Origin of the sequence: Lentzea tibetensis (assembly GCF_007845675.1) — a bacterium.
GTDB classification, from domain to species: domain Bacteria; phylum Actinomycetota; class Actinomycetes; order Mycobacteriales; family Pseudonocardiaceae; genus Lentzea; species Lentzea tibetensis.
In genome coordinates this window covers 91,098-110,015 of record NZ_VOBR01000001.1, presented here as the reverse complement: position 1 = coordinate 110,015, position 18,918 = coordinate 91,098, and the positions used below count along the sequence as shown (strand labels likewise).

General features: G+C 68.8%; 13 protein-coding genes. 8 read left to right on the top strand and 5 right to left on the bottom strand.

Annotated elements, in window-relative coordinates:
• The first annotated feature begins 1 nt into the window (after position 1).
• Genes FKR81_RS00445 through FKR81_RS00435 form a run of 3 tightly spaced genes read left to right on the top strand, consistent with a single transcriptional unit; the run spans position 2 to position 3,850 of the window.
• Entirely contained in the window at positions 2 to 1,573 is a 1,572-nt protein-coding gene (locus tag FKR81_RS00445; RefSeq protein WP_146348859.1) for a discoidin domain-containing protein, read from the top strand.
• A 55-nt stretch (positions 1,574 to 1,628) separates the two neighbouring features.
• Positions 1,629 to 2,858: an MFS transporter gene (locus FKR81_RS00440; protein ID WP_146348858.1), complete on the top strand. Its 1,230-nt coding sequence runs from the start codon at positions 1,629 to 1,631 to the stop codon at positions 2,856 to 2,858.
• On the top strand, positions 2,855 to 3,850 hold the full coding sequence (locus FKR81_RS00435; protein WP_146348857.1) for a TolB family protein: 996 nt from the start codon (positions 2,855 to 2,857) through the stop codon (positions 3,848 to 3,850). The genes FKR81_RS00440 and FKR81_RS00435 overlap by 4 nt, the downstream gene beginning before the upstream one ends.
• Here FKR81_RS00435 and FKR81_RS00430 read toward each other — a convergent pair.
• Complete coding sequence (locus tag FKR81_RS00430) at positions 3,828 to 4,013, bottom strand: hypothetical protein (protein ID WP_146348856.1); 186 nt, start codon at positions 4,011 to 4,013, stop codon at positions 3,828 to 3,830. The two genes, FKR81_RS00435 and FKR81_RS00430, sit on opposite strands and share 23 nt — an antisense overlap.
• Positions 4,014 to 4,080: 67 nt before the next feature.
• Here FKR81_RS00430 and FKR81_RS00425 point away from each other — a divergent pair, with 67 nt between their 5' ends.
• Positions 4,081 to 5,061 carry an NAD(P)-dependent alcohol dehydrogenase gene (locus FKR81_RS00425; RefSeq protein WP_146348855.1) on the top strand — a complete coding sequence of 327 codons (981 nt, stop codon included), beginning with the start codon at positions 4,081 to 4,083 and terminating at the stop codon, positions 5,059 to 5,061.
• A 31-nt stretch (positions 5,062 to 5,092) separates the two neighbouring features.
• On the opposite strand, the gene FKR81_RS00420 is transcribed toward FKR81_RS00425, so the two are convergent.
• Positions 5,093 to 6,244, bottom strand: coding sequence for a DUF3068 domain-containing protein (locus FKR81_RS00420; RefSeq protein ID WP_186762668.1), 1,152 nt, complete (start codon positions 6,242 to 6,244; stop codon positions 5,093 to 5,095).
• Positions 6,245 to 6,427: 183 nt separating this feature from the next.
• Here FKR81_RS00420 and FKR81_RS00415 point away from each other — a divergent pair, with 183 nt between their 5' ends.
• The 3 genes from FKR81_RS00415 to FKR81_RS00405 all read left to right on the top strand — a co-directional run bounded on the left by FKR81_RS00415 (position 6,428) and on the right by FKR81_RS00405 (position 9,857).
• Positions 6,428 to 7,234 carry a DUF4397 domain-containing protein gene (locus FKR81_RS00415; protein WP_186762667.1) on the top strand — a complete coding sequence of 269 codons (807 nt, stop codon included), beginning with the start codon at positions 6,428 to 6,430 and terminating at the stop codon, positions 7,232 to 7,234.
• Between the two features lie 7 nt (positions 7,235 to 7,241).
• A complete protein-coding gene (locus FKR81_RS00410) occupies positions 7,242 to 7,769 on the top strand; it encodes a class F sortase (protein WP_146348852.1) in 528 nt (175 codons plus the stop codon).
• 336 nt (positions 7,770 to 8,105) lie between these two features.
• On the top strand, positions 8,106 to 9,857 hold the full coding sequence (locus FKR81_RS00405) for an HEXXH motif domain-containing protein (protein WP_186762666.1): 1,752 nt from the start codon (positions 8,106 to 8,108) through the stop codon (positions 9,855 to 9,857).
• 7 nt (positions 9,858 to 9,864) lie between these two features.
• Here FKR81_RS00405 and fxsT read toward each other — a convergent pair whose 3' ends face one another.
• From fxsT to FKR81_RS00390, 3 genes are read right to left on the bottom strand one after another with little or no spacing between them, the layout of a single operon-like run.
• Positions 9,865 to 14,211, bottom strand: a complete 4,347-nt coding sequence (fxsT, locus tag FKR81_RS00400) for an FxSxx-COOH system tetratricopeptide repeat protein (protein WP_146348850.1) — start codon at positions 14,209 to 14,211, stop codon at positions 9,865 to 9,867.
• Positions 14,208 to 15,209, bottom strand: coding sequence for an AAA family ATPase (locus tag FKR81_RS00395; RefSeq protein ID WP_146348849.1), 1,002 nt, complete (start codon positions 15,207 to 15,209; stop codon positions 14,208 to 14,210). The genes fxsT and FKR81_RS00395 overlap by 4 nt, the downstream gene beginning before the upstream one ends.
• Positions 15,206 to 17,608 (bottom strand): VMAP-C domain-containing protein, encoded by a 2,403-nt coding sequence (locus FKR81_RS00390; protein ID WP_146348848.1) that lies wholly within the window; start codon positions 17,606 to 17,608, stop codon positions 15,206 to 15,208. The genes FKR81_RS00395 and FKR81_RS00390 overlap by 4 nt, the downstream gene beginning before the upstream one ends.
• Before the next feature lie 539 nt (positions 17,609 to 18,147).
• Between FKR81_RS00390 and FKR81_RS00385 the strand changes: the two genes are divergently transcribed.
• Positions 18,148 to 18,918 (top strand): hypothetical protein, encoded by a 771-nt coding sequence (locus FKR81_RS00385; RefSeq protein WP_146348847.1) that lies wholly within the window; start codon positions 18,148 to 18,150, stop codon positions 18,916 to 18,918.

Here is an 18,918-nt window from a genome sequence, read left to right as displayed (position 1 = left end):
CATGTCCCGACGATTCATCCGCTGGGCGGTCGTCCTGGGGGCCGTACCCGTGCTCGCGACACCCTTGGTCGCGTCCGGAACGGCCGCAGCCGCGGAATCCCTGCTGTCGCAGAACAAACCGACCACGACGTCATCCACTGAGGACGCGACGCTCTCCGGCGCGCTCGCGGTGGACGGCTCCGCCACGACCCGCTGGGCGAGCGCGGAGGGCGCCGACCCGCAGTGGATCGCCGTCGACCTCGGCGGCCCGGCCACGGTCACCCGAGTGAAGCTCAGCTGGGAGGCGGCCTACGCCGAGGACTACCGGGTGGAGACGTCGAACGACGGCACCACGTGGACGACCCGCAAGACCGTGACCGGCGGCGACGGCGGCACGGACGAGATCGCCGGGCTGTCCGCGTCGGGCCGTTACGTCCGCGTGCACGGGACGAAGCGCGCCACCGCGTACGGGTACTCGTTGTGGGAGCTGGAGGTGTACGGCTCGCGCACCGGTGGCGGTGACGTCACGCCGCCGACCGCGCCCACCGGTCTGGCCGTCACGGCGTCCACGACGGACTCGGTGACGCTGGCGTGGCAGGCCGCGCAGGACGACGTGGGCGTGACCGGCTACGAGGTGCTGCGCAACGGCAACGTCGTCGCGACCTCGGCCACCACCGGGTACGCCGACACGGGACTGGCGTCCGGCACCACGTTCACCTACACCGTGCGCGCCCGTGACGCGGCGGGCAACCTGTCATCGGCCAGCGCACCCGTGCAGGCGTCGACGCAACCCGGCAGCGGCAACGGGATCGTGCTCGTCGTCGCCGGTGACATCGCGAAGCGCGAGGTGCCGTCCGAGCACACCCAGACCGCCAAGCTGGTCGAGGGGATCAAGCCGCAGCACGTGCTGACCGTGGGTGACAACCAGTACGACAACGGCACGCTGGAGGAGTACCTCACCTACTACGACAAGACGTGGGGCAAGTTCAAGGCGATCACCAGGCCCACGCCGGGCAACCACGAGTGGTACGACAAGCTCAACGGCTACAAGTCGTACTTCGGCAACGCCATCGCCACCCCGCAGGGAAAGCCTTACTACAGCTGGGAGATCGGCGACTGGCACTTCGTCGCGCTCGACTCCGACCCGCTGACCGACGGCGTCACCGGTGACCAGATCACCTGGCTGCGGCAGGACCTCGCGAGCAACACCAAGGCGTGCGTGGCGGGCTACTGGCACCACCCGCGGTTCAACTCCGGCCAGTACGGCGACCTGAAGCCCATCGCGCCGTTCTGGGACGAGCTGCTCAAGGCGAAGGCCGACGTGGTGTTCAGCGGGCACGACCACCACTACGAGCGGATCAAGCCGCTGAACGCGAGTGGCAAGGTCGACGAGGCGAACGGGATCCGCTCGGCGATCGTCGGCATCGGCGGCGACAACCTCTACACCCAGATCAAGCCGCGGGTGGGCGTGGAGAAGTCGTTCGCGAAGCACGGCGTCATGAAGCTGACGCTCTCCGGCCGCTCCTACTCGTGGGAGATCATCGGCATCGACGGCAAGGTGCTCGACAAGGCCGGTCCGTACACCTGCCGCTGACGCGGCCCGTTCCCGGCGCTCCCCGGCGGGGGAGCGCCGGGCCAGGAGGTTCCCCGTGTACATCGCGTCAGCCCGCCGGACAGACTTGGCCGTGCCGAAAACCGGAACCGGCCGAGTCGCCGCCAACGTCGTCGCGCTCGGCGTCGTCAGCCTCGTCACCGACATCTCGTCCGAGATGGTCACCGCCGTCCTGCCCCTGTACCTGGTGCTGGGACTGGGGTTCTCGCCACTCCAGTTCGGCCTGCTGGACGGGCTGTACTCGGGCGTGACGGCGTTCGTCCGGATCGCGGGCGGCAACCTCGCCGACCGGTTCCAACGCCGCAAGCTCGTCGCGGGCATCGGCTACGGCGTCTCCGCGGTCGCGAAGCTCGGCCTGCTCGCGGCCGGTTCGTCCGCCGCCGCGCTGGGACTCGTGCTCGCCGCCGACCGCACCGGCAAAGGCCTGCGCACCGCGCCGCGGGACGCGCTCATCTCGTTGAGCAGCGAACCCTCGGCGCTGGGCCGGGCGTTCGGGGTGCACCGCGCGATGGACACCGTCGGCGCGTTCCTCGGCCCGCTGGTCGCGTTCGGTCTGCTGTGGACGGTCGCGGGCGGCTACGACGCCGTGTTCTTCACCAGCTTCTGCTTCGCCGTGCTGGGCGTCGTCCTGCTGGTGTTGTTCGTGCGCGACAAGCGCGAGGCCGTGCCGGCCAAGGCGGCGGTCTCGATGCGCGCCGCGGTGGGGTTGCTGCGGGACCGGTCGCTGCGCCGGGTGTGCCTGTGGGCGGTCGCGCTCGGGCTGGTGACGGTCGGCGACGGGTTCGTGTTCCTGTTGCTGCAGAGCAGGCTGGAGATCCCGGCCGCGTACGTGGCGCTGCTGCCGCTCGGCACCGCGGGCGTGTACCTGCTGCTGGCCGTGCCGATCGGCCTGGTCGCCGACCGGGTCGGCCGGTGGCGGATGTTCCTCTGCGGCCACCTCGCGTTGCTGCTGGCGTACGCGGCGCTGCTCGGCGCGGTGGACGGGTTCCTGTTGCTGGGCTTCGTGGTGCTCGCGCACGGCGCGTTCTACGCGGCGACCGACGGCGTGCTCATGGCCGCGGCCGGGCCGCTGGTGCCGTCCGCGCTGCGGACCAGCGGGCTCGCGGTGCTGCAGACCGGCCAGGCCGTGGCGCGGCTGTGCTCGTCCGTGCTGTTCGGCGCGCTGTGGACCGGTTTCGGCCAGGGCGTCGCGATCGGTTGTGCTGTCGGGGGACTCGGGCTGGTCGTCGTGCTGGCGTTCGCCCGGCCGTTGCGGGAGGTGCCGTGAAGATCCTGATCGCGTTGGTGACCACGCTCGTGCTGGCCGGGGCCGCGGTGTTCTACACCGTGCACGCCGCTGGTCGTGACGTTGTCGTCGTACCCGTGGACCCGGCTGCCGTCGACCTGACCACACCGGGGCGGCTGGTGTTCCGCAACGAGGCAGCCGGGCCCGACCAGGGTGCGGTGGCGTCGGTGTCGCTGGACGACCCGGCCGGGCCGCGCAGGCTGAGCTCGTTGCGCTGCGGGCGTTTCGCGGTCAGCGCGGGCACAGGGTTGTGCCTCGCCGACGCGCCGGGCCCGTTGCCCAGCGCGGTCGCACTGGTGGTCGACGCGCGCCTGGCGGAGATCAACCGGACCGCCGTCGCGGGCGTGCCCAACCGCGCGCGGCTCTCACCGGACGGCGCGCTGGCGGCGTGGACGACGTTCGTCACCGGCGACTCCTACAGCACGCCGGGGTCGTTCTCGACCCGCGCGGCGATGCTCGACCGCCGCGACGGCCAGCTCGCCAGCAACATCGAGGGCATCGTGCTGCGGGTCGCGGGGGAGCGGCACAGCGCGGAGGACCTCAACTACTGGGGCGTCACGTTCGCCGCGGACAACCGCACCTTCTACGCCACGGTGTCCACCGGCGGCCGGACGTACCTGGTGCGCGGTGACTTCGACACGTGGCAGGCGGAAACGCTGCGGGAGAACGCCGAATGCCCGTCGCTGTCCCCGGACGGCACGCGCGTCGCGTTCAAGAAGCGCGTGCAGCAGGACGGCGCCCGGCCGTGGCGCGAGCACGTGCTGGACCTCGCGACGATGAAGGAGACACCGCTCGCCGAGACCCGCAGCATCGACGACCAGGTGGCGTGGCTCGACGACCGCACCCTCGCCTACGCGTTGCCCGGCGACGGCCGCACCGACATCTGGACGGTGCGCGCCGACGGGTCGGGGTCACCCCGGTTGCTGGTACCGCACGCGTCCTCGCCCGCGCTCAGCGCTTCCGCAGGCGCGTGACCACCAGCGTCAGCCCGCCGCCGACGCACAGCAGGCCGATGGCGGTCCACAGCTTCTGGCCGGTCATGAAGCTGCCCTCGATGTAGCCGAGTCCCTGACCGGTCCACAACGCACCCAGCAGAACCAGCAGAACGCCGAGCCCGATCGCGAGTCCTCGTGTCATGGGCCTCAGCCTAAGTCCGGGGTCATCCCTGATGTCCGCCCGGTGGGTCGATGCCTACGTTCGCCGCATGAAGGCAATCGTCCAGTACAGGTACGGCTCCACCGACGTGCTGAGATACGAGGAGGTCGAGCAGCCGGTGCCCGCCGCGGGCGAGGTGCTGGTGCGCGTGCTGGCCGCCGGGATCAACGCCTACGACTGGCACGTCATGCGCGGCGACCCCTACCTGGCGCGTCTCGTGGCGCCCCAGCAGTTCGGCTTCGGCGGGCCCAAGAACCGCATCAGGGGCAGGGACTTCGCGGGCCGCGTCGAGGCGGTGGGCCCGGCCGTGACGCGCTTCCGGCCGGGTGACGAGGTGTACGGCGATCTGGGTGAGTCCGATGGTGCGTTCGCGGAGTTCGCGTGCGTGCCGCAGGACGGCGTCGAGCTCAAGCCCGCCAACCTGACCTTCGCGCAGGCGGCCGCGGTGCCGCTGGCAGGCGCCACCGCTTTGCAGGCGTTGAAGGACGTCGCGCCGGGGCAGCACGTCGCGATCAACGGTGCTTCAGGCGGCGTGGGCACGTTCGCGGTGCAGATCGCCAAGGCGCGCGGCGCCGAGGTGACCGGTGTGTGCAGCACGCGCAACGTGGACCTGGTGCGGTCGCTGGGTGCCGACCACGTCGTCGACTACACGAGCGACGACTTCACCCTCGGTCGCTACGACCTCGTGTTCGACCTGGTGGGCAACCGGTCGCTGCGCGCGCTGCGCGGCGCGCTGAAGCCGTCCGGAACCCTGTTGCTGGCAGGCGGAGGCGTGTCGAACGGCGGCAGCGTGTTCGGCCCGATGGGACTGATCATCAAGGGCCAGGTGGTGTCGAAGTTCGTCCGCGACCGGGTCGTGGTGTTCGTGGCGCGGCAGAACAGGGAGACCTTGGTGGCGCTGCGCGAGCTCATCGAGTCCGGGCAGGTGGAGCCGGTCGTCGACCGGACGTTCCCGCTGTCCGACACCGCCGAGGCGATCCGGTACGTCGAGGTCGAGCACGCTCGTGCGAAGGTCGTCGTCACGGTCTGAGGCCGGTGTCCTGTGCTGTGAGCCTGCCGTGTCACCTCACGCCGTAGTCGACGTGACCACCCGTCCCGCTCGACGACGACGGGGTGCGCAGATCCAGCTTGCTGTCCGGGTTGTTCATGGTGGTGACCGCGACGGTGACGCCACTGGCCACGCCGGACCCGATCAGCACGGCCAGCACCACGCCGACGAGCGTTCCCACCCCCCACCCGCGCGACCGCCGGAAGATGAGCAGCAGCAAGGCGATCAGCACCAGCACGCCACCGGTGATCCACAGCACGACGGGGAGTGTGGTGATCATGGACAGCATCGGCAGGTTCTTCTTGAGCGTGTCCGCGTTCCACGTCACCGACTTGTCGTTGAGCTGGAGCACGCCGTCGAACACGGCCGTGCCCTGACCCTCGCCCTGCTCGGGCGTGCGCAGCTCCTGCCGGGCGTCGTCGCGCGCCGAGACGACGGCGCCGGTGGTCGGTTCGACCCACAGCGTGCGGGTGACCTCGTAGTACTGGGCCACGTCGACGGAGGGTTCGGAGCGTCCGATCATGTTGCCCGGCACCGCGAACTGGCCGACCTGCGTGGGCGGCACGATCTGCACGAACCGGTAGACCTCGAGCCCCTTCATGGTCTCCTGGCCGTCGAACCGGATGAAGCGCGGCTTCTCCAGAACCGTGTCGTACCACAGATAATCGCGTTGTTCGGTGTTGAACGGGAACACGAAGCTCAGTCCGGGCTGCAGGAGCTTGTCGCCCTCGGCGGTCATCCGCTTGCCCTGCTGCGTCTCGTAGTACTGCCCGTGGCACGGCGCGACGGACTCGCCGGTGTGCCGGTTCACGCACATCCGGCGGACCTCGGCGCTGAGCGTCAGTCCTTCGGTGTCTTCCTTGACGATCGTCGACCTGGTCCAGACGGTGATGTCGCCGCCCTGCTTGATCTCCGGCTGGCTGAGGTCGCCCTCGACGTGCGAGGTGGCGGTGAGGCTCAGGTTGTGCCGGATCTGCGGCAGGACCGAGTCGCCGTCCGGCGCGTAGACCAGCGCCGTGATGCCGTCGCCCTGCGACACCGAGACCGCGTCGATGTCGTGCGACACCTTGGCGAGCGCGGGGTAGGAGTAGAGCTGCAGCACCAGTCCGGTGGCGACAGCGAACGCACCCAATCCGAGCAGGACGAAGATAGCTGCGCTACGCACGTGTCCTCCCGCGAGCAATGGCTCTTCGGTGGAAAATGTGGTTTCTGCGTATTCGCCGCGGCGCCGCTTAACGGTAACTCTGCGTTCTGTTATACAAGATCGTGGTCCAGATCACAAGATAGACATGAGAATCTTTCGTAAATGATGTCTGTTCCCCACTTCGCAGTACCGTTAGGTCGTTCGATGAGGGGAGGTCTCGTGCGCGTCGTGCTGGTACTGCTCCTGCTCACGCTCTCGGCGTCGCCCGCGAGCGCCGCCACCGGCACCTACCTGCGCCTGGGGCACCTGTCGCCGGAGGCGGCGGAGGTCGACATCACCGTCACCGCGACCGCCAACCCCGGCACCCCGGTGCGGATCACGAACGTCGACTACGGCTCCCTGCTCGACTACCGCCGCGTCGACCCCGGCACTTATGCGGTCGTGATGCGCCCGTCCGGCGCGGACCCGAACTCGGCCCCGCTGAGCTCGGCCACCCTCAACGCGGCCGACGGCAAGGCGTACACGATCGCGGACCTCGCCAAGTCCGGCAAAGTCCTGGACGACGACATCAGCCTCCCGCCGGCGGGCCTCGCCCGCCTGCGCGTGATCAACGCCGCCCCGGTGGCCGCCGAGCTCGACGTGGTCCGCAGCGGCACGGCCGTCGTCCGCCACGCCACCTACGGCTCGTCCACCGCCTACGTCGCCTTGGCCGCCGGAACCGCCAGGATGCAGGTCCTACCGCGCGGCGCGGACCCGATCAACCTGGACGCGACGATCGAACCGGGCGCCGTCTACACGCTCCTGGTCGTGGAACGCTCGGGCAAACCGGCCGCTTCGCTGCGCGCTGACGCGAAGGGCGCCGAGGTCGTGCCGGGCGGCGGCCAGGAAACGGGGTTCGGCGGCATGGCACCGGGCGGCCCCGGCCTCGACTGGCGCCTGCTCGGCCTGAGCTGCCTGCTGGTGTTCTCGGGCCTGTTCCTGTTCCGCAGGCAGCTGTTCCGGTTCGGATGACCTTCGCATGAACAAGGTCAAGCTCGTGCTGGGCGCGGCCGTGGTCGTCGCACTCGCCTACGCCGTGAAACCCCACGCCGCCGCCCCTCACGCAGCAGCCCCGGTGACCGTGCGCATCCCGTCCATCGGCGTCACCAGCTCGCTGGAAGGCCTGTCCGTCGACAAGGCGGGCGCACTCGTGCCACCGACGAAGGCGTCCGTCGCGGGCTGGTACTCCGCCGGCGTCGCACCGGGCGACGCGGGCCCAGCGCTCATCGCGGGCCACGTCGACTCGCGCACCGGCCCCGGCGTCTTCTACCGCCTGCCCGAGCTCAAGGCCGGCGACGAGGTCTTCGTGGACCGCAAGGACGGCAGCCACCTGACGTTCGTGGTCGGCAAGACCTACGCCGTCGAGAAGACCGCGTTCCCGACCGACCTCGTGTACTCGCCGACCCCGGTGTCCGAGCTGCGCCTGGTGACGTGTGGCGGCGAGTTCGACCAGGCGGCGGGCAGCTACCGCCAGAACGTGATCGTCGAGGCCGTCCTCAAGAGTTGACGATGCGGCCAGGTGCCTCCCCGGTACGGCAATTGCGCGGAAAACTGATACAGCCGGTGACCGCGGTAGACCTCTTGGCCCTTCTGGGATATCCGCCTGGACGCTCCCGGACCCCCGTGTGGTCGTGCATCATGGAAACAGCGGGCGAGTGTGGGGAGGCAGTCGACGTGACAGCAACGGACTCACCAGCCAATCTCTCGTCGAAGTTGCCTGATCTCACTCAGGTGTACTTGTCCGATCTCCGAACGCTGCGCACTCCGTTGCTGGACAAGGCGATTCGGTCGACCATCGCCGAGGCGAGGCTCGGCAGGTTCGGCGATTCCATTCAGGGGCAGCGTGACTAGAGGCGATGCGAACCCGGCCGGGGTGACAACGCACCACCTGCCGCGTTTCGTGTTCGACCAGATCTGCGACGGCTCGGTGTCCCGTGAGGGCATCACCGTGTTGCGCAACGGGCAGTACAGCCTCCGGAAGCTGCGGCTGAGGACGTTCGCGGAGGAGGCTGCGGCAACGGTGGACCAGCAGGGCCCGTTCGCCGAGGTGGAAAGCGCGTGGGACCTGCTCGCCGAAGCGGAACGGACATCGCCCGAGGTCGTCGAAGACGTGCTGATGTACCCGATGGTGGGCGTGTGGCTCAGCCGTGCGCTGCGACAGGTGCTGGGAATGGCGCTGGACACGACGCCATTGTGGTCCGAGGTGGGAGTGTTCCACCTGGTCGCGGCAGCGGCGGCCGTCCGAAGTGGCCTGTTGTTCGAGATCGTCGTGCCGGTCGTGCACGGAGCGGTGATGCTGCCGTCCGTCGGTGCGTTCCGGATTGCCACGAGCTTTCCGGTCGGCCACGCGATTCTGCGCAATACGCGGCACGGCTTGACGCTGACCGTGCTGGGAAGAACCACGTCTCCGCCGCTGGAACCGGTGAAAAGGCACCGCGCCGCGGCTCGCGGCCGGATCGTGGAACTGGTTTTCGACGACTTGGATCCGTATCGCGAGTTCACTGCGCCGCTCCCAGCCGGGCCACTTTCTGACCAGGAGAGCGCTGAATGGCGCAAACTCATGGACGAGGCGTGGGATCTGTTGACGGCCTGTCACCCCGAATGCGCGGACGAGTTGTCGGCCTGCCTTGCCGCGGTGGTCCCGTTGAGCGTCGAACAGCAGGTGTTCGCCGCGTCGTCCACCGCGGCGTTCGGCTGCATAGCGATGTCGCCCAAGCGTTCGGCGCTCGAGTTCGCCGAGGCGCTGGTGCACGAGATCCAGCACTCGAAGGTGAATGCACTGCTCGATCTGGTGGTGCTGTGCGAGGACGACGACGTCTGCCGGTTCTACGCGCCGTGGCTGGACCACCCGAGGCCGGTGACGGGCCTGCTGCACGGCCTCTACGCGTTCTGCAGCGTCGTGGAGTTCTGGTACCTGCAACGCGACCTGGTGCCCGCGTCACTGGTTCGCAGGGCCCACTTCAACTTCGCGTACCGCCGCCACCAGGTCGCTCAGGTCGTGCGCACGCTGAGCGGTGCACCGGAGCTGACGGATCTGGGCAGGACGTTCGTCGCCGCCGTCTCGGTGCGGCTGGCCGCGTGCCCGCTGCTCGGTGTACCGGGAGAGGTGACCGAGGCGATCGAGTGGATCATCGCGGCCCACCGCGGGGTGTGGCGGCTGCGCCACGTGCGACCGGATGAGGACGTGGTGGCCGCGTTGACCGATGCGTGGATCGAGAAGCGCGGCCCGAGCCGCCTGTGCCGCGCGGATCTCGTCGCCACATCACCGGAGACCGGCCGGACGACTCTCGCGACGCTGATCAAGGCGAGGGTGGTCGACCCTGAGCGGTTCGCCGCGCTGGGCGTGGTGGACGACGCGGAAGCCGCCTTCCTGAGCGGCGACATGGACCGTGCGGCGGAGTGCTTCACCACCCGGCTGGACGTGGCGCCAGAGGACGTCACCGCGTGGTCCGGACTCGCACTGGCGCTGGACTCCACCGCGTTGCGACGGCTGCCCGAGGTGGTGCGCGCGGTCCGCCGGTCCGTGGCCGCGAGCACTGGACGAGCTCCGGATCCGGGTCAGCTGGCGGCCTGGCTCGACCAGGCCGCCGGCTGACAGCCGGTTACAGCTGCATGGTGTCCGTGTCGCAGTTCGCCCTGGTGTACTGCGCTGCCGCGATGGTCGCGGGGTGGTCGTCGCCCAGTACCTTGCGGAAGCTCGCGACGGTCTGCCGGTGCAGTGTTGACGCGCCGGTGTGGTCGCCGAGCGTGTCCATGTCGATCGCGAGGTTGAGAGCTACCGCCAGCGTCGACGGGTGCTCGGGGCCGAGCACCCGCCGGCACCGAGCCATGGTGTCCTCGTCCATGGCCTTGGCCCGCTCCACGTCGCCCAGCGCGGCGAGGTCGCTGGCCAGGTTGGTCGCGGCGACCAGAGCCGACGGGTGGTCGGCGTCGAAGACGTTGAGCAAGTCCTCGTACGCCGCCCTGTCGATCTCCAGCGCGCGCTGGAGATCACCGCGCAGGCGGTGGATCACAGCCAGGTTCAGCCCGGCGATGAGCGTGTACGGGTGGCGTGCGCCGCGAATCTCCTTGAACTGGTCGTGACTGCGCTGCGCCAGTTCGAGCGACTGGTCGAGATCGCCGAGGTGACGCAGGTCCGTCGAGAGGTTCATGAGCGCGGTCACCGTGTCGACGTGGTTGTCACCGTGCCTGCGCCGGTACCGCTTCAGGCACTCCTCGGCGAGCTCCTTCGCCCGGACGTGCTGGCCCGCCTTGCGCAGCGCGACGGACAGGTTGCGAGTCGCGCCGATGACGCGCGGGTGGTCGGGGCCCAGTACCTCCAACTGGTACTCGAGCGCCTGTTCCTGGTCGCGGGCGGCCTCGACGTAGAAGCCGCACTCGCGGAGGTCCATGCACAGGCCGTTGCGCGAGCCGAGGGTCAGCGAGTGATCGGCACCCAGAACCGCGGTGCGGCGTTCCAGGTTGTCCTCGTCCACCTCTCGCGCCCTGGCGAAGTCGCCCATGAGACGCAGACAGCCCGCGAGGTTGTGGGCGTACCGCAGCGTGGTCGGGTCGTCATCGCCGTACACCTGCCGAGACCGGTCGTACACCGTCTGCTGGAGCTCCAGCTCCTCGCGGAACCGGCCCTCGGAACGGCGGTCACCTGCGACGGCGTCGAGCATCTCCAGCATGCTCTCGTGCTGTTCACCGACCTTTTCGACGAGCAGCTGCCGGGTTTTCTCGTTGAGCCGAATCGCGGAGCCGACATCACCGAGCCTGCGCATCGCCACCGCGAGCCGCCGCGACATGTCGAGCGTGTCCGTCGAGTCGGCACCCAGTTTTTCCGTCCACGACGTCACGGCTTGCGCGGCGAGGTCGCGGGCACCGCCGAAGTCGCCGGCGTTGAGCAGGTACGCGACGAGGTTGTCGATCAGGTCCCTGACCCACTCGTCTTGACAGTCGACCGCGTGCGACACCAGTGCGTGGGGGAGCAGTTCGCCGTAGCGCGACCAGTTCTTGGCGTTGTCGGGATCGCCGGGATCGCCGTTGACCAGCAGCACGTGCACCGCGTGCCGCATGGTGTCCTGTTCTTCTTCGGACAGGCTGTTCTTCAGCACCGTCTGCACCAACCGGTGCAGTTGCAGGGAGTTGTTGCGGTGGTCCAGCTTCGCGAGGCTGTACCGGCTGATCTGGCGCACCGCGCGGCCGAGCTTGATCGGGTCGCGCAACGCCGCGCGCAGGTCGTCCGGTACCGGGGCGTTGCGCACGCCGCGGAACAACTGCTGTGAGATCGGTTCCGGCCCGAAGAACGCGCAGACCTGCAGCAGTTGCAGCGCATCGAGGTGGCGGTCGCGCAGTCGTTCCAGCGGAACGTTCCACACCGCCGCGACCACGGGCATCTGGCCGTCCTCCGAGCCGCCGTGCTTCAGCAGCTCCGTGCGGTTCTGCTCCAGCAGTTCCAGGTACTCCGCCACCTGCATGCCGGTCGTCGCCCGCCACGCGGCGGCCTGCTCGACGGCGAGTGGCAGATCGCCCAGCGCCTCCGCCAGTGCGTCCGCCTCGACGTCGTCGATGTCACCACCACGCCGGTGCAGCAGTTCGATGCTCTCCGCGCGGGTGAACAGGTCGACCTGCACGGAACGGGCGAAGCCGTGCCACTCGGAGTTGCGGGAGGTGACCACGATGTGGCCGGACCCGGCCGGGAAGAACTGCTGCACGTCCTGCGGGCTGTCCGCGTTGTCGAACACCAGCAGCCATTGCTTCCCGGAGTCGTACATGCGCAGGGCTTCCAGCACCGCGGGAACCGCGGTGTCGGCGGACCCCGCGGTCGCCACGCCGAGGCGTTTGGCGAGCTCGACGAAGCTGGCCGTGATCTGAGCGGACTGCTCGGCCGGTATCCACCACACGAGGTCGTACTCGTTCGCATGTCGGTGGATGTACTCCACCACGGTCTGCGACTTCCCGACACCGCCCATGCCGTGCAGCGCCTCGGGGAGCACGGCGGTCGTGCCCTGCTCACTGAGGCGATCCCTGAGTTTCTCCAGCAACTCGGCCCGGCCGACGAAGTCTGGGTTGCGCAACGGCACAGACCCCCAGATCTGTGGTTGCGCGGTGGTGGGACGCCGGTCGTGTGCCGTGTGCGTGCTGGAAGCGCTCACTTGGCCATCTCCTTGTGGCGACTCAGCTTGTGGCGGCTCCCCGGCCCTACGGGCGGTGCTCGGCTGGGAGTCGATGGCAGTCACGTACATGCCTCCTGAGGGCTCGCGTCGAACAGGTCCGTCGTCCCGTGGCGCCGAAACTTCGTTGGGGGGCAGCGATTCAGGGACGACGGTGAGCCCGAGCTCGGCACGAACTCGCGCCGCGCTTTGGGAGTACGGCCCGGCGAGCGCGCGCAACACGGCTGCCTGGACCTCGAGGTACGGCCGGTTCTCCGGAGAGAGGTCCGGCTCCTGGATGTGGTTCGGATCGTCGAGTGTGGCGCGAAGATCGCGCAGCGCGGCGATGTCGGAGCCCGCGTGGTCGTCGAGTACGCGGGCCACCCGAGCGGTGTCCGTCCGCCGGCACGTCCCGAGCAGCTCTTCCCGCACGCCGTCGTGGAACTCGTACGTCACGGCGCTGGCGGCCGGCGCCGTCGGTGGTACGCGGTGCATCAGACCGCCCAGCATGACCTCGGCGAGCACGGAGAGGTCCGACCCCGGCAGCAACACCCGCTGCACGAGGTTCATCAACGGCGGGGTCAGCGGCGTCGCCGCGAGAAGGCCCGCCAGGTGGAACCCGTCGACCGACGCGTACGTGCGAAAACGCAGGACACGCTCCTCCGCGGTCAGCGTCTCGTCGTCATCGTCGAGCTGCGGTGACTCGGGGTGAGCGCTCACCAGGGTGGCCGTCGTCTCGACCTGTTGCGCACCGGGTGCCGCGATGAGCCTGGCCCAGCCCGACATCCACTCCGCGGACAGGCTCAGCACCGGGACCGGGATGACCCCGCGGTGGCGCAGTCCCTCCACGCGGAGCTGCTTGTTCGGCACACCGGGTGCCGGGGAGTGCAGGCGCATGCGGCGGGTGACGATGCCGCCCCACGGCCACAGCCGTTGCGCGAGCGTCTGCACGATCGCCACGGGCATGCGTTGCGCCCAGGCGTGCAGCACGCTGCCGACCGCGCCGCTGTGCCACGCCTTGCCGATGGTGTCGGTGAGCACCAGCACGATCCGCGTGCCCGCGGGCTCGACGAGGTATCCGCAGTCGTGAGCGGCACCGCCCCTGCTGTGCAACGGGAGTTCGGACAGCTCGGGACTGCTGGTGTCGAGCAGGTAGGTCCGGACGTCGCGGAACGCGCCCTGCCGTTCGAGCATGGTGCGGAACTCGCGGGTCGTGTGCTCCCAGAGGTCTCCGGCCACGGCCGTGTCCACGACGAGGGCGATGTCGAACCGTCGCGAGGGCGCGGCCTTCCACTCGGGCACCCAGAGACCGTCCTGCGCGGCCCGGATCGCCGTCGTCTCCTCGTCGACGAGCCGCTCCCACGGCGACGGGTGCGGGCGCGACAACGGCCTGAGCTCACGGCTGATCGCCCGGTGTTCCGGCATCGCGGGCATGGTCGGCCACGCGGATCCCGCGCGGTCTCCCCGTCCACCGTCCACGCCGCCCGCCACCATCGTCTGCGGTCCGGGCGTCCACTGCTGGAAACCGCCGAACGACGGACCGCCCGCACCCGATGGTTCGGGTGCGGGCGAAGCCTCCGGTCTGCTCCGGTCCTCAGGAACCGGGACGTCCTCGGGAGGACCGGATCCGGTGGGCGCGTGCGGTTGTCCCGGTTCGCCGTCGCGTCCGTGTATTCGCGCGGCGAGGAACAGGCTGTCGCGAACCTCCCGATAGGACAGACCGCGCGTCGTCAGCCGTTCGACGCCGCTGTCGGCGATGTCGAGGTGCTGGAGCACCACCTCGGGCACGGGAAGGCGATCGCGGGGGCCGGTCATCGCTGATCTGCCAACGGGTGCCAGATGGCGGTGAGCAGATCCCTCCACTCGTCGTCGGGTGTGTAGGCGCCCGAGGTCGCGAGCCTGGTGGCGAGGTGGACCGCGTTGAGCAGCTGGTCGGCCGCGAGCCCGCCCACCTCGCTGCTCCGTTCGAGGAAGTCGGTGATCAGGCGGCTGGTGTCGGCGCGTTCCTTGCCGTCGAAGTGCGCGGCGACCATGGTGCCGAGCTGCTGGGTCGTGGGGTTCTTGATGTGGAGGCGGAGGCAACGACGGAGGAAGGCCGGTGGGAACTCGCGTTCACCGTTGCTGGTGACGATGACGATCGGGAACTCGCGACAGCGCACGAGTCCGTTGTGGACCGTCGCGGTGTGGCCGCGATCGTCGGTGAGTACGTTGACCTCGTTCTGCCGCTTGGCGTAGCGGACGAGTTCCGGTATCTCGTACTCGCCCTCCTCGAAGACGTTGAGGAGGTCGTTGGGAAGATCTATGTCTCCCTTGTCGAGTTCGTCGATCAGCAAGACCCTGGGGAGATCTGTCGGAAGCAAGGCCGTGCCGAGGGGGCCGAGGTGGATGAAGTCGCCGATGTCGGGCTCGCCCTCGTGGGCGGCGGCCTGGACCCGCGCGATCGCGTCGTAGAGGAAGAGCCCCCGTGCCAACGTGGTCCTGCTGGTGACCGGCCACCTGAGCACTGGACCCAGACCCAGCTCGCGCGCGATCAGGTAGGCGAGCGAGGACTTGCCGGTGCCAGGGGCGCCCGTCACGAGAAGCGGTCGTCGCAAGTGGATCGCGGCGTTGACGAGCGCCACCTCGGTGGGATCAGGTGTGCGGGAGTGCCGGTGTGCGAACCCCACCCGGCGATCGCCTTCGCCGCCGTCGTCATCAGGCCGGGATGTGTTGCCCTGTCCCGTGAACGTGCGCCACGGGGGTGGGGCGGGCAGGTTGTTGATCGGCGACTGCGCGACTGAGCCGTCGCCCCGGTACACGTGCCACGTGGTCATCCGACTGCCCCCTCCACGACCGGATGCCCTGGCTGGTGCGGTACCACCAGGCGGGCCGGGTCGTCGTACAGCACGGTCAGCGAAGCGCCGATGTGCTTTTCGTCCTCTGCCTGTGCGTACGCGGCCACGCGGGCGTGCCGGACGCGGTGCAACAGGTGGTCCTGGTCCTCGGCCTCGAGGAGGAGCCGGTCGACCGTCTCGGTGAACTCGGGGTGGTCGCAGTCCTCGCGGTGCCACCAGATGAGCGGCAGCCCCGCCTTGATCCCGACGCTGACCTCGTCGCCACCCGCTTCGTCCGGCTGCGGGGGTGCGCTGAGCGTCAGCGACACCACGTCGGGCCGTTGGTGGAGGGCAGACCTCAACTGACGTACGCCGTGGTCGCCCGAGCCGTACCCGCGCAGGGAGCTCCGGGTGTCGACCCGTCCATCGCGGCGGAGTTGGCGCACGAGCTCATCCCACCGTTCTTGCCAATTCCGGTGGTACTTGCGCGCTCTCATCCGCTCCGCGCTCCGGACCGTGACCGGGTATCGGCAGCCCATCGGCTCGGAGTGCGGATCGTTCTCCCACGGCCACTGGTCGACGTCCAAGCTGAGGTCCGGGGTGTCGAGCACGAACTCGATCCGGATGTCCGGCCGGCGTTCGCCCCAGTCGACCTCGATCCGCTCGATCAACGAGGCGACGTGGGTCTTCGTGGTGTCGAGCGAGCCCGTCCTGTCCTTGCCGCGTTCCGGCGCCCACTGCGATTCGTCTCCCAGCTGTCGCCAGTCCGTGAGCCGGAACCGGTCGCCGGTCGGTCCTTCCCGTTCGATCTTGAGCACGAGGTAGGCCACCGGTTTCGCCGAGGGGGAGTGGTTGGCGGCCGCGGCCTGTCGGCGGACTTCGTCTCGCAGGTCTGCGAGTTCGGCGATGAGATCCATCTCCGCGGCCCGCGCCCGCGTCCACTGCTGGAGCTTGATCTTGAGCTCCGAGTCGACGTGCGCGGCGACGTGTTCGACGAACGCCAGGGTTCGCGGCAGCCCGTCCCGCCGCGCGTTGAGCGACTCCAGCGCGTGGAGGATGCGCGGATACGTCGTGTGGTCGCCGAGATCGGGCGCAGCCCGTCCACCCGCGGCGCCGTACAGGTCTGCCACGTTGGGGAGAACTACGCCCGCCAACAACGCTAGAAGCCCGGTTCTGTGCTGGTTCGTGAAGGTGTCGGCCGGCCGCTCTGAATCGGTCAGGTCGCCGATGACGAGGCGCAAGTCTGCCAGGGCGGGCGCTTCGGGCCCAAACCGGCTGACCAAACCCATCAGAATTGTCAATCGATAGGGGTTCTGCCAGCAGAGGGAGGCTATGTGTGAGACGTATTGGAGCGTTCCGGGCTGTCCCTCGACGAGGAACCTCTCGCCGAGGGCCCGGCGCATCCCGTGGACGACGAGCTCGCTCGCCATCGGATCGGTCAGGCACGGTATTCGGAACAGTGTTTCGGTGAGTCGGGACAGCGGTTCTTCCGAGACGCCGACGTATCGGTACCGCAGCGCTTCCAGCTGGTGAATCTGCCGGGGCTCCGCGCCGAGTGTTCTGAGCGCGCCGAGCAGGTAGTCGAGCCCGCCGGTGTGCTGGAAGCAGAGACGTGCCAGCGCTCGCGTGTAGGGCCAGGGATCCACGTTTTGCGGCATCTCGGAGGCCATCCCGTTGGGGAGGAGGTCGAGCAACTGAGACCTCGCGTCCTCGCGCAGCAGAGGCGGGACGGCGAGGAGGATGTTCGCCAGTTCGTCCACTTCGGTCGAACTGTCTCGGTTGCTCAGGGGTCCTTTGGTCGCAGGGGTGAGTGTGCTGGAGAGCAGTGGAGCCGTCGACCGGATCCACGCGATCGTGTCTACCTCCTTGACGCTCACCGGGACTCGCCGGTAGGTGTCGGGCTCGGCTGCGGGCTCGTGGACGAGGCTGTTCTCGTAGAAGCTGTTGGACGCGATGATCGTGATGAGGTCCTTCGAGGCCCGTTGTGCCTCGCGAGCCTCGTCCGAGTCGACGAGTCTGCACGCGAAGATGACCGTGCTGTCGGCACTCCCGTTCTCGGCTATCTCGACCGGCCCCGAGTGGAATGCGAGGCGCAGTCGTATACGCCCTTCCACGGCGACTCTCGCGTTGTGCCTGAGCAATCCGGCGGTGAGCCGCGAGGGCACGCGGTCGACGAGCTGTCTTTCCGAGTACCTTGCCGGGACGAGGATCAGAGCGCCGTCGCCCCTGGTCTGAAAGCTGCACTCCGACCAGTCGATCTCGGCTTCGTCGAATGCCTGCTCCAGTGCTGCGAAAAGCCCATCCCGCACCTCCGATCGGTGCAGGTCGCCTCGCTTCTTGTCGCCGAACTTCTCGACGTCGACGACGACAATGGCGTGGTGCAGCGGCTGGGATAACAAACGACCATCCCCCCTCGGTCGGTCGAATTGCACAGCGTACCGATACGGTAGGCCACCTGTGGGGCGACTCGGCAGTGCTCCAAACGAGAATCAGCCCAAACGACTAGACCTCCATTCCATTCGATATGGAAGTTCATGCTCGCTCCGGCCGGACGAAGGTTTGTCTTTCGGACATCAGGTCGGTCGTGTTACCAGGCGTCGCTGCCTGGCGGCCGAAACCGTCCCTTATGGACTCTGGCAGGTCTGTCCTGTTAGGACGATTAGCCGTCGCACCATTCCGATTGACGCTGTGTGGCGAGCGCGTGACCCGTGGTGATAGCGAGGGGAAATAGCGGTTTCCGTTCACCCGATTTGGCCAATGCGCGAGTGCAACGCCCACGACATGTCGAGCGATGAGACATCGCGGCAACTCGACGTGGTCATCGGAGGCGTGCATGGGGCAGGTGGTCGGAGCCGACCCCGGCCAGCTCGATCAGCTGGCGGCGGCGATGGCCGCTTCGGCTCAGCGGCTGGACGCGATCCACGCTGACCTGAGGTGGATGCTCACCCGCTCGAGCTGGGAGGGCGGTGACGCCGACGACTTCCGCTGGCAGTGGGACCACCTGCTGTCCGGTCTCCTGATCGGGATCGCATCCGCGGTGCGGGACTGCGGTGATCGCGTGCAGGTCAACGCGGAGCAGCAGCGAGTGGCGAGCGGCGACCACGGTGGAAGCGGGTCACCATTCTTCGGGGCGCCTCCTGGTTTCGTGGACGAGTTCCTCCGCGTGTACGACGGTTTCGGCGTGGCACTGGGCGGCCTCGGCCTCGCGGGCGGGGTGGCGGGGCTGGTCGGCATGGCGGTGGACGGCTCGTGGAAGGGCGGGCTGGCCAAGGGGATCGCAGGTCTTGTCAACGGATCTCCCGACTTCGTCCGGAACATCGTGGGGAAAGACATCGGGGTCGTTGGGAAGGGATTCGACCTCGTCGGCCGTGCGGCGGAGTTTGCGATGGCCGGGATCGATGCCTATGAGTTCGGGGAGAGCCTGGGACGGGAGCCCGACAGCGAAGAGACGTACAACAAAGGTGCCGATCTCGTCTTCAGTGGGACAGCCGTGGTTGTGGGCGTTGTCTGCCCTCCGTTGGGGGTCGCGATCGGTGCGGCGGGCTTCGCGTACGGGCTGTGGACCGATGCGAATCCTTCGTTCACCAGGGACTTCGTTTGGGGAGCCCGTGATGTGGTCGGGGACGTCGGTGGCGCGATCGGAGACGGTGCCGAAGCCGTGGGCGATGTCATCTCCGGCGGGGTGAACGCCCTGTTGGACAGGTTCTAG

Excerpts from the sequence above, each read along its gene's own strand:
- FKR81_RS00445 (WP_146348859.1), top strand. The coding sequence starts at position 2 with ATGTCCCGACGATTCATCCGCTGGGCGGTCGTCCTGGGGGCCGTACCC.
- FKR81_RS00430 (WP_146348856.1), bottom strand. The coding sequence starts at position 4,013 with ATGACACGAGGACTCGCGATCGGGCTCGGCGTTCTGCTGGTTCTGCTG.
- FKR81_RS00425 (WP_146348855.1), top strand. The coding sequence starts at position 4,081 with ATGAAGGCAATCGTCCAGTACAGGTACGGCTCCACCGACGTGCTGAGA.
- FKR81_RS00415 (WP_186762667.1), top strand. The coding sequence starts at position 6,428 with ATGAGGGGAGGTCTCGTGCGCGTCGTGCTGGTACTGCTCCTGCTCACG.
- FKR81_RS00410 (WP_146348852.1), top strand. The coding sequence starts at position 7,242 with ATGAACAAGGTCAAGCTCGTGCTGGGCGCGGCCGTGGTCGTCGCACTC.
- fxsT (WP_146348850.1), bottom strand. The coding sequence starts at position 14,211 with ATGACCGGCCCCCGCGATCGCCTTCCCGTGCCCGAGGTGGTGCTCCAG.
- FKR81_RS00395 (WP_146348849.1), bottom strand. The coding sequence starts at position 15,209 with ATGACCACGTGGCACGTGTACCGGGGCGACGGCTCAGTCGCGCAGTCG.
- FKR81_RS00385 (WP_146348847.1), top strand. The coding sequence starts at position 18,148 with ATGCTCACCCGCTCGAGCTGGGAGGGCGGTGACGCCGACGACTTCCGC.